General features: G+C 68.4%; 14 protein-coding genes. All 14 read left to right on the top strand.

From position 1 onward, the window contains the following. Positions 1-202 precede the first annotated feature (202 nt). The 14 genes from B4589_RS07975 (at position 203) to B4589_RS07910 (ending at position 13897) form a co-directional block, all read left to right on the top strand. Positions 203-1237, top strand: coding sequence for a monovalent cation/H+ antiporter subunit E (locus B4589_RS07975; RefSeq protein WP_079235197.1), 1035 nt, complete (start codon positions 203-205; stop codon positions 1235-1237). Then, the gene (locus B4589_RS07970; RefSeq protein ID WP_079233770.1) at positions 1234-1503 is read left to right on the top strand and encodes a monovalent cation/H+ antiporter complex subunit F; all 270 of its coding nucleotides are present in this window, start codon (positions 1234-1236) and stop codon (positions 1501-1503) included. Before B4589_RS07975 ends, B4589_RS07970 begins: the two co-directional genes overlap by 4 nt. Next, positions 1500-1820, top strand: coding sequence for a monovalent cation/H(+) antiporter subunit G (gene mnhG, locus B4589_RS07965; protein WP_079233769.1), 321 nt, complete (start codon positions 1500-1502; stop codon positions 1818-1820). Before B4589_RS07970 ends, mnhG begins: the two co-directional genes overlap by 4 nt. Further along, a complete protein-coding gene (locus tag B4589_RS07960; RefSeq protein WP_079233768.1) occupies positions 1817-2350 on the top strand; it encodes a DUF4040 domain-containing protein in 534 nt (177 codons plus the stop codon). Before mnhG ends, B4589_RS07960 begins: the two co-directional genes overlap by 4 nt. Then, positions 2347-2841 (top strand): MnhB domain-containing protein, encoded by a 495-nt coding sequence (locus B4589_RS07955; RefSeq protein WP_079233767.1) that lies wholly within the window; start codon positions 2347-2349, stop codon positions 2839-2841. Before B4589_RS07960 ends, B4589_RS07955 begins: the two co-directional genes overlap by 4 nt. Then, positions 2838-3194 (top strand): cation:proton antiporter subunit C, encoded by a 357-nt coding sequence (locus B4589_RS07950; RefSeq protein WP_079233766.1) that lies wholly within the window; start codon positions 2838-2840, stop codon positions 3192-3194. The genes B4589_RS07955 and B4589_RS07950 overlap by 4 nt, the downstream gene beginning before the upstream one ends. Beyond that, positions 3187-4686, top strand: a complete 1500-nt coding sequence (locus tag B4589_RS07945; RefSeq protein ID WP_079233765.1) for a monovalent cation/H+ antiporter subunit D family protein — start codon at positions 3187-3189, stop codon at positions 4684-4686. The genes B4589_RS07950 and B4589_RS07945 overlap by 8 nt, the downstream gene beginning before the upstream one ends. Continuing rightward, positions 4683-6410, top strand: coding sequence for a cation:proton antiporter (locus tag B4589_RS07940; protein ID WP_079233764.1), 1728 nt, complete (start codon positions 4683-4685; stop codon positions 6408-6410). The genes B4589_RS07945 and B4589_RS07940 overlap by 4 nt, the downstream gene beginning before the upstream one ends. Then, on the top strand, positions 6410-8188 hold the full coding sequence (locus tag B4589_RS07935) for a Na(+)/H(+) antiporter subunit D (RefSeq protein ID WP_079233763.1): 1779 nt from the start codon (positions 6410-6412) through the stop codon (positions 8186-8188). The genes B4589_RS07940 and B4589_RS07935 overlap by 1 nt, the downstream gene beginning before the upstream one ends. A gap of 210 nt (positions 8189-8398) precedes the next feature. Continuing rightward, entirely contained in the window at positions 8399-8593 is a 195-nt protein-coding gene (locus B4589_RS07930; protein WP_079233762.1) for a hypothetical protein, read from the top strand. A 147-nt stretch (positions 8594-8740) separates the two neighbouring features. Further along, positions 8741-9073, top strand: a complete 333-nt coding sequence (locus tag B4589_RS07925; protein ID WP_079233761.1) for a hypothetical protein — start codon at positions 8741-8743, stop codon at positions 9071-9073. 6 nt (positions 9074-9079) lie between these two features. Then, positions 9080-12667: a chromosome segregation protein SMC gene (gene smc / locus B4589_RS07920; RefSeq protein ID WP_079233759.1), complete on the top strand. Its 3588-nt coding sequence runs from the start codon at positions 9080-9082 to the stop codon at positions 12665-12667. An 18-nt stretch (positions 12668-12685) separates the two neighbouring features. Beyond that, a complete protein-coding gene (locus B4589_RS07915) occupies positions 12686-13681 on the top strand; it encodes a ScpA family protein (RefSeq protein WP_079233758.1) in 996 nt (331 codons plus the stop codon). Positions 13682-13726: 45 nt separating this feature from the next. Beyond that, the gene (locus B4589_RS07910; RefSeq protein WP_176330511.1) at positions 13727-13897 is read left to right on the top strand and encodes a hypothetical protein; all 171 of its coding nucleotides are present in this window, start codon (positions 13727-13729) and stop codon (positions 13895-13897) included.

The raw sequence follows: 13897 nt of genomic DNA, 5'->3' as shown, positions 1-13897 counted from the left end.
GCCAACGGATTCCCACTGTCGAACGGTCTCGATCACGGGTCCGTCGATATCCGCACCGTCGATCGACGATCCGTCATCCGACGGACGGCGCAACCGGCCGGAGTGAGAACTCCTATAAAGCGCCTGTGCAAACCCACGGGCGACTACTGATGCCATTCGATCCCGTTCGTCCGGCCGGCCGTCCGTCCGTGGGGTGGTCGCCGTGACCGAGTCACGGCTGCTCGTCCCGATCGACGAGTCGGCCAGCCTCCGGAACACGGTCGCCTACGTCGTCGAGGAAGCGCTGGAGCGGGCCGACGAGGAGGGGTCGACGGCGGCGATCCACTTCGTCTACCCGCTCCCGGAGAAGATCACGTTCCGCTCGGGGTCGTCGCGGGCCGACGCCGCCCGGACGCTGCTCGATCGCGTGGCGTCGTGGGCCGAGGAGGACGCCGAGGGGGCGGCGCTGACGATCGAAACCGCGCTCGTGGCCACCCACGAGTACCTCTCGACGCCCAACGACTACGCCGACGTGCTCGTGCGCTACGCCAACGAGCACGATCTCGGGCTGGCGGTGTTCGACCCGCGGTACGACCCGATCGGCTCGACGCCGCTGCTCCCCTCGCTGGAGGCCGAAGTCCGGCAGGCCGGCCTCGCCGTTCAGGAGGCGCCCGTCTCCGCGGAACAGGCGTCGGGGACGCTGGTGCGCCGCGGGACGCTGACCCAGTTCTTCGCGCTGTTTGCGGCGTCGTTCGCGTTCTACCTGCTGCTCGCGGGGTCGGCTGCCCCCTTCGAACTCGTGACCGGCACGATCGCCGCGGGCATCGTCGCCGTCTCGCTGTGGCGCGTCTCGCTCACCTCGCCGGTCGACCCGAGGGGGACCGCCGGCCGGCTGGCGCGGTTCGCGCTGTACGTCCCGTTCCTGCTCTGGGAGATCGTGAAGGCCAACGTCGAGATCGCGTACATCGTGCTCCACCCCGACCTGCCGATCGACCCCGAGATGGTGGAGTTCGACGCCGCCGTCTGGTCGGCGCTGCCGGTGACGACGCTGGCGAACAGCATCACGCTCACCCCCGGGACGCTGACCGTCGACGTGGAGCGCCAGCACCTGATCATCCACACGCTCACGGCGGGTTCGCGCGAGGGGCTGTTCGCGGGCACGCTCGAACGTGCGGTCCGGTTCGTGTTCTACGGCCGCGCGGCCGCCCGGATCCCGAGCCCGTTCGAGCGCCGACAGGAGGAGGAGGCCGAGGAATGATCGAGCAGGTCCTGCTCGGCGCTGCCACCGTGTTCATCCTCGTCTCGCTGGTGGGGATCTACCGCGCGATCGTCGGGCCGACGATGCCCGACCGCGTGATCGCGATCAACTTCATCGGCTCGAACGTCGTGATCGTGATCGCGCTGATCGCGGCCGCGATCGGCGAACCCGGCGCGCTCGACATCGCGCTCGTGTACGCCCTGCTGAACTTCCTGCTCAGCATCGCCATCTCGAAGTTCCAGGTCGAGCGCGGGGGGGTGCTATGACGCCCCGCGAGATCGCCGTGCTCGTGCTGGTGCTCGGCGGCGCCTTCTTCGCGGTCGTCGCCGCCGTCGGGCTGATCCGCCTGCCAGACGTGTACGCCCGGGCCCACAGCACCTCCAAGAGCGAGACGCTGGGCGCCGTGCTCGCGCTGGGTGCAGTCGCCGTCACCTACGGGATCGGGTTCAACACGCTGAAAGTCGTTCTGCTGCTGCTCTTTATGTTCATCACGAACCCCACTGCCGCCCACGCCATCACCCGGGCGGCGCACGAACTCGGAATCGAACCCTGGACCGGCGACGAGGAGGGGGAGGAGCCGTGACGCCGCTGGAGCTCGCCCTGCTCGCGCTGGTCATCGGCGCCGCGGTCGCGACGGCGGCGCTGCGCAGCGTCCTGAGTTCGGTCGTCGCCTTCGGCGCGTACAGCCTCGGCATCGCGATCATCTGGGTGTTCCTCCGGGCGCCCGACGTTGGGCTCACGGAGGCCGCCGTCGGTGCCGGCATCATGACCGTGCTGTTCCTGCTCACGATCGTGAAAACCGAACATCCCGACGTGGAACGGACGTTCGAACGTCTCGACCTCCGGGCAGCCGGGGTGGCGGTCGCGCTCGTGTTGGTGCTGTCGACGACGCTGTTCGCCCTCCCCGCAGTGGGCGACGCCGACTCGGCGGTCGCTGACGACGACGTGACCGAGTACTACCTCGACAACGCCTACGAGGAGACGCAAGTCAACAACGCCGTGACGGCCGTGCTCGCGGCGTACCGTGGGTTCGACACGATGGGCGAGGCCGCGGTGGTGTACTCCGCGGGCGTCGGCTTGCTCGTGGTGCTCAACAGGGAGGTGTTCGGATGAGCCAGCAGGAGGCGGGGACGCCCGACACCGAGGCGCCGACCGCCCGCGGCGGCTCCTACGTCAGCACCCCGATCATCATGGCGACGGTGCGGGTGGTGATGCCGTTCGTGTTCACGTTCGGCCTGTTCGTGATGTTCCACGGCGCCGACTCCTCCGGCGGCGGGTTCCAGGGCGGCGTGATCGTCGGCACCGTCGTGCTGATGCTGGGCATCGCGTTCGGCATCGAGGCCACCCGGGAGTGGATCGGCCCCCGGATCCCGGTCGTGCTGGTCGGGATCGGCATGCTTGCGTTCCTCTTTACCGGGATCGGGAGCGTGCTGCTCGGCGCGGGCTTCCTCGACTACTCGGTGTACGCCGACATCGGGGTCCCCAAGGCCAGCAAGTACGGGATCGAGTTCGTCGAGCTCGCGATCGGCGTGATCGTGGCCGGCATCGTCACCGGCCTGTTCTTCGCCATCGCGGCCGGCGTCGAGGAGGGTGAGTCGGCGTGATCGACCTGCTGGCCTCGCGGGGGTATTTCCTCGTCGCCTTCGTGCTGATGGGTATCGGGACGTACGTGCTGATCGGCAGCGAGAACCTCATCAAGAAGGTGATCGGCATGAACGTGTTCCAGACGGGGATCTTCCTCTTCTTCATCGCGTCGGCGTTCGTCACGGGCGCGAGCCCGCCGCTGCTGTCGGCGCCGGCGCCCTACGTCAGCCCGCTGCCACACGTGCTGATCCTGACCGCCATCGTCGTCGGGGTCAGCCTCACCGCGGTGGCGCTGGGGCTGATCGTCCGGATCTACGACGAGTACGGCTCGCTCCGGGAGAGCGAGATCCGGGAGGTGGCCGCCGATGAGTGATCTCCCGGCGCTGCTGGTGGCGCTGCCGCTCGTGGGGTCGGTGCTGGCCTTCTTGGCCGGCCTCGCCCGGTCGAAGTCGGGCTGGCCCGTCGCGCTGGTGACGACCGCGGTCCAGGTCGTCGGGGCCGCGCTGCTCGCCTCGCGGGCGTTCGACTCGACGGTCAGCTACGTCGTCGGCGGGTTCGACGCGCCGTTCGGCATCGAACTGTACATCGACGGGCTCTCGGCGACGATCGCGCTGCTGGTCGCGGTGGTCTCTCTCGGCGTGCTCGCGTACTCGCGGGCGGCGGGTCCGCGGAGCAACGCGTTCTACGCCGTCTACCTCCTGCTCGTCGCCGGGCTGACGGGGATGAGCATCACCGGCGACGTGTTCAACATGTACGTGTTCCTCGAGATCACGGGGCTGGCGGCGTACGCGCTGGTCGCCAGCGGCGAGGGCGGGCGCTCCGCCCGCGCCGCGCTGAAGTACCTGATCGTGGGGACGATCGGTGCGAGCCTGTTCCTGCTCGGGATCGGCTACGCGTTCATCGCCACGGGGACGCTCAACATGGCCGACCTCGCCGACCAGCTCGCGACGGTCGGCTACGACGCGGCGCTGGTGCAGGCGGCGTTCGCGCTGATGGTCGTCGGCCTGTTCGTCAAGGTCGCGGTGTTCCCGCTGCACGCCTGGCAGCCCGACGCCTACGCCGGCTCGCCGGACTCGGTGAGCGCGCTGATCTCGGCGTTGGTGTCGACGGTCGCGGCGTACGCGCTGATCCGGATCGTCTACACGGTGTTCACCGTCGAGTTCCTCCAGGCCAACCCGGCGGCGCGCTCGCTGCTCGTCGCCGGCGCGGTGGTCAGCATCGTGTTCGGTAGCGTGCTCGCGGTGTCACAGACCGAGATCAAGAAGATGCTCGCGTACTCCTCGGTCTCGCAGTTCGGGCTCGTGGTCGGGGGGATCGCCGTCGCCAACGAGCAGGCGCTGATCGGCGCGACGATCCACCTCGTCGGCCACGCGATCATGAAGGGCGGCCTGTTCCTGACCGCCGGCGTGATCGCGACCGCCACGGGCGCCCGCACGATCGACGGCTACGAGGGGCTGGTCCAGCGGTTCCCCCTCGGCGCGGGCGTGTTCGGCCTGCTCGCGCTGTCGATGGTCGGCGTCCCGCCGGCGGTCGGCTTCGTCGGCAAGTGGTACATCGCGCTTGGCGCCGTCGAGGCGTCGGCGTGGCCCCTCGCCGTGGTGATCCTCCTGAGTACGCTGCTGACGCTTGCGTACTTCGCGCGGATCCTCGAACGGATGTTCTTCCACGAGGAGCCACGCTCCTCGGAGAGCAGCGGAGACACGAGCGCCGCCCCGACGGCAGCCGACGGCGGCGACGTGGCGCGCCCTTCGATCGGCATGACCGCCACGGTGGTGATCGCGGCGCTGGCCGCGGTCGCCCTCGGGATGCTCGCCTTCGAGTACGGACAGCTCCTCGAACCGACGGTTCAGGCACTCCTCTCATGACCGAGATACACACACTCAGACCTCTCGCAGCGGTGCTCGTGCCGGCAGTCGCGATCGTCCCGATCCTCGCCTCGCGCGGGCGACCGAACCTCCGTGAGGCGTGGACGCTGTTGTCGGCGCTCGTGGCACTCGGCATCGTCGCCAGCATGGTGCCGGGCGTGCTCGCCGGCGACACGTACGTCACGCAGTTCGGTACGTTCGTCCCCGGCGTCGAGTTCGCGGTGCAGGCCGACGCGCTGGGCGTCCTGTTCGGTCTACTCGCCAGCCTGCTCTGGGTGATCACGAGCTTCTACAGCATCGGCTACATGCGCGGGCTGGACGAACACGACCAGACGCGCTACTTCGCGGCCTTCGCGGGCAGCGTCGCCGCCGCACTCGGCGTTGCGTTCGCGGCGAACCTGCTCGTACTCTTCGTGTTCTACGAACTGCTCACGGTCGCGACCTACCCCCTCGTCAGCCACGACGAGACCGACGAGGCCCGCGCGGCCGGCCGGAAGTACCTCACCTACACGTTCGGCGGCGGCGTCGCGGTGCTCGCGGGCTCGGTGCTCGTCTACCTGCTCGCCGGGACGACCGCGTTCGCGCCCGGCGGGATCGAGGCGCTCGCGGGCAGCGACCCGACGCTGGCCCGCGCGGCGTTCGGGCTGCTGATCCTCGGCTTCGGCGTGAAGGCGGCGCTGATGCCGCTGCACTCCTGGCTCCCCGACGCGATGGTCGCGCCGACGCCGGTGTCGGGGCTGCTGCACGCGGTGGCGGTCGTGAAGTCCGGCGTGTTCGGCATCGCTCGCGTGATCCTCGACGTGTTCGGGCCGGAAGCGGTCGCGGACCTCGGGATGGGCGTGCCGCTGGCGGCGGTCGCGGCGTTCACGCTGACCGTCGCGAGCGTGATCGCGCTCCGGCAGGACAACCTCAAGCGCCGGCTGGCGTTCTCGACGGTGAGCCAGCTCTCCTACATCGTGCTCGGGCTGGCGGTCGGCGCCGCCCTCGCGCCCGGCCGAGCGTCGGCGTACGCGCTCGTCGGCGGGCTGCTCCACATCCCCGCCCACGCGTTCATGAAGCTCACCCTGTTCTTCTGTGCGGGCGCGATCCACGTCGAGACCCACACCGACGACATCAGCGACATGGCGGGGATCGGCGAACGGATGCCGCTGACGATGGCCGCCTTCGGCGTGGCGTCGCTGGGGATGGCGGGGATCCCCCTGATCGCCGGTTTCGTGAGCAAGTACTTCCTGCTGATCGGCACCGTCTCCGGCGGCCAGGTCGTGTTCACCGCCGCGCTGCTGGTGTCGGGCGTGCTCAACATCGCGTACTTCTGGCCGGTCGTCTACGCCGCGTTCTTCGAGTCGAAAGGCGACAGCGACGACAAACCGCTGCTCGAGCACGTGCTCGGCGGTCGATTCGCTGACGACGACGAACTCGCGACCGACGGCGGGCACACTGACGAGGAGGAGACCGACGAGGAACACGTTGCCGGCGACGATGCCGGCAACGGCGAGCATGATGAACACGGCTTCGCCGACGACCACGAGGGCGACCACAGCCACGGACACGGCGGCGACTGGGAGTCCCGTGGCTGGTTCGGCGGGGAGTCCACGTGGTTCATGCTCGCCCCCATCCTGTTCGCGGCGACGGGGTCGGTCGTGCTCGGGATCGTCCCCGACGCGGCGGTGTTCCTCGCGATCGTCCGCGACATCGTCGCCGCGGTCACGGGGGTGAGCGTCTGATGGAGCCGGTCGTCCCCCCGTTCGTCCCGGTGCTCGTCGCCGCACTGCTGCTGCCGTTCCTCGGTCGGAAACTCGGCCACGCGGTCGCGGGCGTTCTGACGGGCGCCGTCGTCCCGTACGTCTGGCTCGTCGACTCCGGCGCCCACTTCGCGGACGTCGACCTGTTCGGCTTCGAGACGGTGATCGTCAACGTCGACCCGTTCTCGACGCTGATGGGGCTGATCTTCGCGTTCATCGGCGCGGTCGGCGTGGCGTACTCCTACTACAGCGACGCCGAGAACATTCAGACCGCGTTCGCGCTCTCCTACGTCGCGAGCAGCCTGGGCGCCGTCTTCGGCGGCGACTGGCTCACGCTGATCTTCTTCTGGGAGCTGATGGCCGTCACCAGCACGCTGCTGGTGTGGCAGTACGGCGGGAAGGCGGTCCGCGCGGGCTTCCGCTACGCCGTGCTCCACGGCATCGGCGGCACGCTGTTCCTCGGCGCGGTGATCTGGCACTTCGCGGAGACGGGGACGTTCCTCTTCGCGAGCGTCCCCGGTGGGCCCGAGACGGCGGGGCTGGCTGGCCCGGTGGCGCCGATCCTCGCCGCACTCGGCGTCGGCGTCAACGTCGGCTTCGTAGGGCTGCACGCGTGGCTGCCCGACACGTACCCGCGCCCGCACATCGCGGCGAGCGTGTTCCTCTGTGTGTACACGACGAAGACCGGCGTGTACGGGATGTACCGCGTGTTCCCCGACGACGGCAACGTCGCGGTCGCGTACATGGGCGGCGTGATGGCCGTCTTCGGCGCGACGATGGCGCTGTTCCAGAACGACATGCGCCGGCTGCTCTCCTACCACATCCAGTCGCAGGTGGGCTACATGGTCGCCGGCGTCGGGATCGGCGGCGCGCTGGCCCAGTCCGGCGCGTTTGCCCACGTGTTCAACCACATCCTCTACAAGGGGCTGCTGTTCATGACCGCCGGCGTGGTGATCTACCGCACCGGCGAGGAGAGTCTGAAGAAACTCGGCGGCCTCGCGCGGGAGATGCCGATAACGGCGGGGGCGTTCACGGTGGCGGCGCTGTCGATCGCGGGCTTCCCCGGCTTCAACGGGTTCGTGAGCAAGGGGATCGTGATCTCCGCGAGCCACTACGCCTTCGAGAAGGGCCCGCTCGCGATCGGCGACTTCTACACGCTCGAACTGCTGCTGCTGATCGGTGGCGTCGGCACGTTCATGTCGTTCATCAAGTTCGGCTACTACGCCTTCTTCCACGGCGAGTACGACGGCGACGTGCAGGACGCCAACCGCGGGCAGGCGGTCGCGATGGTGCTCGTGGCCGCGCTGTGTGTGTTCTACGGGTTGTTCGATAGCGCGCTGTTCAGCATCCTCCCGTTCGACGTGACCGACGGCGACGTGGTTGCCCACGCCTACACGACGTACACGGTCCCCCACCTGATCGAGGGGGTCGCGCTGGCCGTGCTGGGGCTGGTCGGCTTCGCGCTCGTGAAGAAACCCCTCTCGGGGCTGGGCCGGGTGCCCGACGTGGACAACCTCTACAACCCCGCGACGTTCTACGGCGCGCGCTACCTGGTCGTGGGCGTCACCGAACTGTACGCCCGCGTCGACGACGCCGCGGTCGCGCTGGCGAAGGAGTCGGTCGCGGTCGCGAAGGACCCCGACGCGGCCATCGCCCGCGTGACGGGCCGCGAGTCGGTGGAGACGAAAGCAGGGATCGATCGCAGCCTACTGCTCGTGCTCGGGGTGCTGGTGGCGGCGCTGGCCGTGCTGTTGGTGTAGGCGTCCGGTCCACAGCCGCTTTCGGCGTTCTCGCACCCACTCGGGAGGCAGCGCGGCGGCGAACCGAGAACGACCGCCCGACGATCTCCCCGAGGCCGGTGAGCCGGAGCTCGTGACCGTGGGCAGATCGCTCCGCTCGCCGGTCTTTTCGCTCGACGATCGACAGTCTCCCGGCAGAAGGCATATTGTCTGCCTGTGCGTTGGAGGAACGTGGAAAACGAACAGGCATCCTCCAACCTGTGGCGCGACATCACGGTTTTCGCCGCGACGTTCCTCGGCGTGTACCTTCTGAGCGGGTTCGTGACGAGGGTCAGCATCGCGCTGAACCTCCTGGCGATCCCCGTCGCTGCGATCGTCGCCGGTGGCGCCGTGTTTGCGGTCAGGCGCGGCGACGTGCCGAGTTGATTTTTGCTGCCGAGCGTCTCGGATCGGAACGAGCACCGGCTCCGTCACCGTTCACACGCTTCCACCAGTTCACTATACCGCCATCCGATTTATCGATCGTCGGCTTCCCGTCCGTGGCTTTATACAGGTGGCCTCGGTAAACCGCCCATGAGCAACCGAGGGGACGATCTGGAGTCGCAGGTGGCGGAGCTACAGGCAGCGGTCGACGGGCTGACCGAGGAGCTCGTCGAGACCAAAGAGCGCGTCCGGCAGCTCGAGGAGACCACCGAGTCGCTCGAAGCCGCCGCCGACGCGGGGGGACAGTCCGGGACGGAGAGCCGAACGACCGCTGAGGAGCAGGCCGAGGCCCGCGGCACCGACGAACGCCGCGACGCCGAGTTCGTCGCCAACGAGGAGGCCGACGCCGAGGCGGCCGAGACCGCCGAGGCCACCGAGGAGGAGTCGGACGACGACGACGGCGACGACATCATCGTCGCGTAAGGCCGCATGCACATTCAGGAACTCGTTCTGGACGACTTCAAGAGCTTCGGGCGCGAGACGCATATCCCGTTCTACGAGGACTTCACCGTCATCACCGGGCCCAACGGCTCGGGGAAGTCCAACATCATCGACGGGGTGCTGTTCGCGCTGGGGCTCGCTCGTACGCGGGGGATCCGCGCCGAGAAGCTGCCCGACCTGATCTACAACCCTGGCGGCGAGGGGAGCGAGACCGACGGGCCGCGTGAGGCGTCGGTGACGGTCGTGCTGGACAACTCCGACGACACGCTCAGCCGCTCGCAGGTGACGACCGCCGCGGGCAGCGAGAACATCGGCGACGTGGAGACGATCACGGTCAAGCGCCGGGTGAAGGAGACCGAGGACAACTACTACTCCTACTACTACCTCAACGGCCGCTCGACGAACCTCTCGGACATCCAGGACCTGCTCGCACAGGCCGGGATCACTCCGGAGGGGTACAACGTCGTGATGCAGGGCGACGTGACCGAGATCATCAACATGACCGCCTACCAGCGCCGGGGGATCATCGACGAGATCGCGGGCGTCGCGGAGTTCGACGAGAAGAAAGCCTCCGCCCGTGAGGAACTGGAGGTCGTCGAGGACCGCATCAACAAGGCCGACCTCCGGATCGAGGAGAAGGAGGAACGGCTGGAGCAGTTGGCCGACGAGCGCGAGACTGCCCTCGAGTACCAGGAGCTGCGCGACGAGCGCGAGGAGTACGAAGGGTATCTCCGCGCGGCCGAACTCGAGGACAAGCGTGAGGACCTTGAAGGGACCGAGGCGAAGATCGACAACGCGGAGGCGAAACTCGCGGAGAAGCAGGCCGCACTCGACGAGGCCGAGGGGAAGCTGACTCGGCTGGAGGCGGAGCTCGACGAACTCGACTCCGAGATCGAGCGCACCGGCGAGGACGAACAGCTCCGGGTCAAAAGCGAGATCGAGGAGGTCAAAGGCGAGATCGCCCGGTTGGAGGATCGCATCGAGGCCAGCGAGGAGCGCATCGAGGAGGCCGAAGCCGAGCGCCGCGGCGCGTTCGTCGACATCGACCGGAAGGAGGAGGAGATCGAGGAGCTCGAAGAGGAGATCCGCGACCTGAAAGTCGAGAAAGCCAACGTCAAAAGTGACGTCGTCTCGAAGGAGAACGAGCTCCAGGAGGTCGAAGAGGAGATCGAGAACGTCGACACCGCGTTCGACGAGCTCAAAGCCGAACTCGAACGCGAGAAGGAGGCCGCCGAGTCGCTGCGGGAGCAGAAAAACGAGAAGCAGCGCGAGAAGGACCGCCTGCTCGACGAGGCCCGCCGGCGCTCCAACCGCGTCAGCGACCGCGAGGACGAACTGCAGGAGGTTCAGGAGTCGCTGCCCGACCTCCGGGCGCGCGTGTCGAACCTCCACTCGGAGCTGGACAAAGCGAAGAAAAACGAGTCCACCGCCGAGTCGATAGTGGAGGAGCTCAAGGGGCGCAAACAGGAGCTCAAAGGCGACATCTCCGAGATCGACGAGGAGCTCCGCGAACTCCGCAACGAGTACGCCGAACTGGAGGCCAAAGCCGACGACAACGGCGACAGTTCGTGGCCCCGCTCGGTGACGACGATCAAGAACGCCGGAATGAGCGGCGTCCACGGCCCCGTGGGCGAACTCGCCTCGGTTCCACGCGAGTACGCGGAGGCGTGTGAGACCGCCGCGGGCGGCCGGCTCGCGAACGTCGTCGTCGACGACGACGGCGTCGGCTCCGACTGTATCGACTACCTGAAATCACGGAACGCGGGGCGGGCAACGTTCCTCCCGATGACGGAGATGGACGACCGCAGCCTCCCGCGGGAGCCCAACGACCCCGGCGTCGTCGGCTTCGCCCGCGAACTGGTCGACTACGACGACCGGTACTCGGGGATCTTCTCGTACGTCCTCGGCTCCACGCTGGTCGTCGAGGACATGGAGACCGCCCGCCACTTCATGGGCGACTACCGGATGGTGACGCTCGACGGCGACCTCGTCGAGAAGTCGGGCGCGATGACCGGCGGCTCCGGCGGCGGCTCCCGCTACTCGTTCTCGAAGTCCGGCGGCGGCCGGCTGGAGCGACTGGCCGAGCAGATCCACGAGTACGAGGAGGAGCGCCAGTCGATCCAGGACGACCTCGACGAGGTGGAGGACGACCTCACGGACGCCCGCGAGCGCAAGAGCGCCGCGGCCGAGAAAGTCCGCGAAATCGAGGCCGACGTCGAGGACGCCGAGGAGGACGTCGAGGAGGCCGAGCAGCGCGTCGAGGACCTCGAGGACGAGCTGGCCGAGCTCCGTGAGGAGCGCGAGGAGGTCGACGCGGAGATGACCGAACTCGACGAGGAGATCGCGGATCTCGACGAGCGCATCGCGGCCGCCGAGGACTCCATCGAGGAGATCGAGGCCGAGATGGCCGACTCGAAGATCCCGGAACTCTCCGCGCGGGCCGAGGAGATCCGCGAGGAGATCGCGGAGTTGGAGGACCGCAGCGACGACCTCGACGCCGAACTCGACGACCGGCGCCGCGAGAAGGAGTACGCCGAGAACTCCCTCGAGGAGCTCCACGACACCGTCGAGGAGGCCCAGAACCGCAAGGCCGAACTCGAGGACGACATCGAGGAGTTCGAGGCGGAGATCGAGGAGAAGGAGGACGTTCTCGAGGAGAAACACGAGAAAGTCGCCGAGCTCGAGGAGCAGCTCGCCGACCTCAAGGAGGAACGCGAGGCGCTCAAGGAGGACGTGCGCGAAGCGCGCAGCGAGCGCAACGACCGGCAGGACGAGGTCGACCGCGTGGAGAACCGGCTCGACTCGCTGAAACGCAGCGCGGTCGCGCTGAGCGAGGAGATCTCCGAACTCGAGAGCCAGGTCGGCGAGTACGACGCCGACGAGATCCCGCCCCACGACGAGGTCGAAGCCGAGATCGAGCGCCTGAGCGAGGCGATGGAGGAGCTGGAGCCGGTGAACATGCTCGCGATCGACGAGTACGACGAGGTCGAGTCAGATCTCGACCAACTCACGGAGCAGCGCGAGGTGCTGGTCGAGGAGCGCGACGGGATCGAGGAGCGCATCGAGGGGTTCGAACAGCGGAAGAAACAGACGTTCATGGACGCGTTCGAGGCCATCGACGAGCAGTTCCAGCGCATCTTCTCCCGGCTCTCCGACGGGAGCGGGGAACTGGTGCTCGAGGACCCCGAGAACCCGTTCGAGGAGGGGTTGACGATGAAAGCCCAGCCCGCGGACAAGCCCGTCCAGCGACTGGACGCGATGAGCGGCGGGGAGAAGTCACTGACGGCGCTCGCGTTCATCTTCGCGATCCAGCGCCACAACCCCGCGCCGTTCTACGCGCTCGACGAGATCGACGCGTTCCTCGACGCGGTCAACGCCGAGCGCGTCGGCGAGATGGTCGACGACCTCGCGGGCGACGCGCAGTTCGTCGTCGTCAGCCACCGTTCGGCGCTGCTCGATCGCTCGGAGCGCGCTATCGGCGTCACGATGCAGGAGAACAACATCTCCGCCGTCACGGGGATCGACCTCGCGGACGGCGAGCGGCCGGAGACGGAGGTGGCGACCGATGACGATTGATAACGCGGGGGTCCGAACGTGAGCGACGACGAGTTCTCGCTCGACATCGCGGGCCACGAGCCCGGCGATCCGGGCGTCGACGACGACCTCGTGAGCGGCGATCGTCCGCGGGACAACGCGGCGCCGAACGAGAACGCCGACGAGGAGGACGGCGAAGTCGAGCCAGTCGAGGTGCTCGTCAACCTCGCCGAGGAGGGCGAGATCGACCCGTGGGACATCGACATCGTCGCCGTCACCGACGCGTTCCTCGACGAACTCGACGCCGCGGACCTCCGGGCGTCGGGGCGGGCGCTGTTCTACGCCTCGGTGCTGCTGCGGATGAAATCCGACGCGATGCTGGGTAACGACGAGCCCGACGAGCCCGAACCCGAGCCCTGGGAGATGGCGATGGCGGGGGAGGCGCCGCCGCCCGACGAGGACGGCGGGTTCGACCCGGTCGACCAGCTGGAGGCCGAGATGGACCGCCGGCTGGAACGCAAATCCACCCGCGGGACGCCCGAGACGCTGGACGAACTGGTCCGGGAGCTCCGTGACGCCGAGCGCGGGAGCTGGTGGAAGGAGTCCCGCAGCTACGACACGACCGACTCCCCGCGGGGGTACTCGCGTGGCCCGCAGACGCTCGACTACCACGCCGGCGACGACTTCCGGCGCGACGAGGAGCCGACCGAGGACGACGTCACCGGCACCACCCACACCGAGGACATCGACGAGGTGATCGCCGACGTGGGCGACGCGCTGACCGAGCGCTACGACCGGGGCCGCGACGAGGTGCTGTTCGCGGAGGTGCGCGACGCCGGCGGCAAGCCCGTAATGACCTATTTGGCCCTCCTCTTCCTCTCGAACCGTGGCGACGTACGGCTGAACCAGGACGACCTGTTCGGCGACCTCTGGGTGCGGGACCCCGCAGCCGTCGAGGCCGAGGGACCCGGCGGCGCGGGGGTCGTCGAGGACGAGGCGGACGACGACACGGCGGCGGAGTCCGGCGCTGGGGAGCCCACGGCGGCGGAGGACTGAGCCGTCCGCCGAAACGCCTAACCGCGCGCCGGGAGAACGCGGCGTATGGTCGCTCCAGCCACTATCGTCGGCGAGGCGTTCGATTTCCTCGTCTCGAATCCCCTGTTCACCGTGGTGCTGGTGGGGATGCTGGGGTTCGTCTTCTTCATGTACCTGCTCGTGCGTCGGACGGTCCTCGGACTCCGCGAGGGGTTCGAGAGCGGGAAGGGACGGTGA

Origin of the sequence: Halolamina sp. CBA1230 (genome assembly GCF_002025255.2) — an archaeon.
In the GTDB taxonomy this organism is placed as follows: Archaea; Halobacteriota; Halobacteria; order Halobacteriales; family Haloferacaceae; genus Halolamina.
The sequence above is the reverse complement of the archived record's forward strand: the minus strand, read 5'-3'. Positions and strand labels throughout refer to the sequence as shown.

Excerpts from the sequence above, each read along its gene's own strand:
- B4589_RS07945 (WP_079233765.1), top strand. The coding sequence starts at position 3,187 with ATGAGTGATCTCCCGGCGCTGCTGGTGGCGCTGCCGCTCGTGGGGTCG.
- B4589_RS07935 (WP_079233763.1), top strand. The coding sequence starts at position 6,410 with ATGGAGCCGGTCGTCCCCCCGTTCGTCCCGGTGCTCGTCGCCGCACTG.
- mnhG (WP_079233769.1), top strand. The coding sequence starts at position 1,500 with ATGACGCCCCGCGAGATCGCCGTGCTCGTGCTGGTGCTCGGCGGCGCC.
- smc (WP_079233759.1), top strand. The coding sequence starts at position 9,080 with ATGCACATTCAGGAACTCGTTCTGGACGACTTCAAGAGCTTCGGGCGC.
- B4589_RS07910 (WP_176330511.1), top strand. The coding sequence starts at position 13,727 with ATGGTCGCTCCAGCCACTATCGTCGGCGAGGCGTTCGATTTCCTCGTC.
- B4589_RS07940 (WP_079233764.1), top strand. The coding sequence starts at position 4,683 with ATGACCGAGATACACACACTCAGACCTCTCGCAGCGGTGCTCGTGCCG.
- B4589_RS07955 (WP_079233767.1), top strand. The coding sequence starts at position 2,347 with ATGAGCCAGCAGGAGGCGGGGACGCCCGACACCGAGGCGCCGACCGCC.
- B4589_RS07925 (WP_079233761.1), top strand. The coding sequence starts at position 8,741 with ATGAGCAACCGAGGGGACGATCTGGAGTCGCAGGTGGCGGAGCTACAG.
- B4589_RS07970 (WP_079233770.1), top strand. The coding sequence starts at position 1,234 with ATGATCGAGCAGGTCCTGCTCGGCGCTGCCACCGTGTTCATCCTCGTC.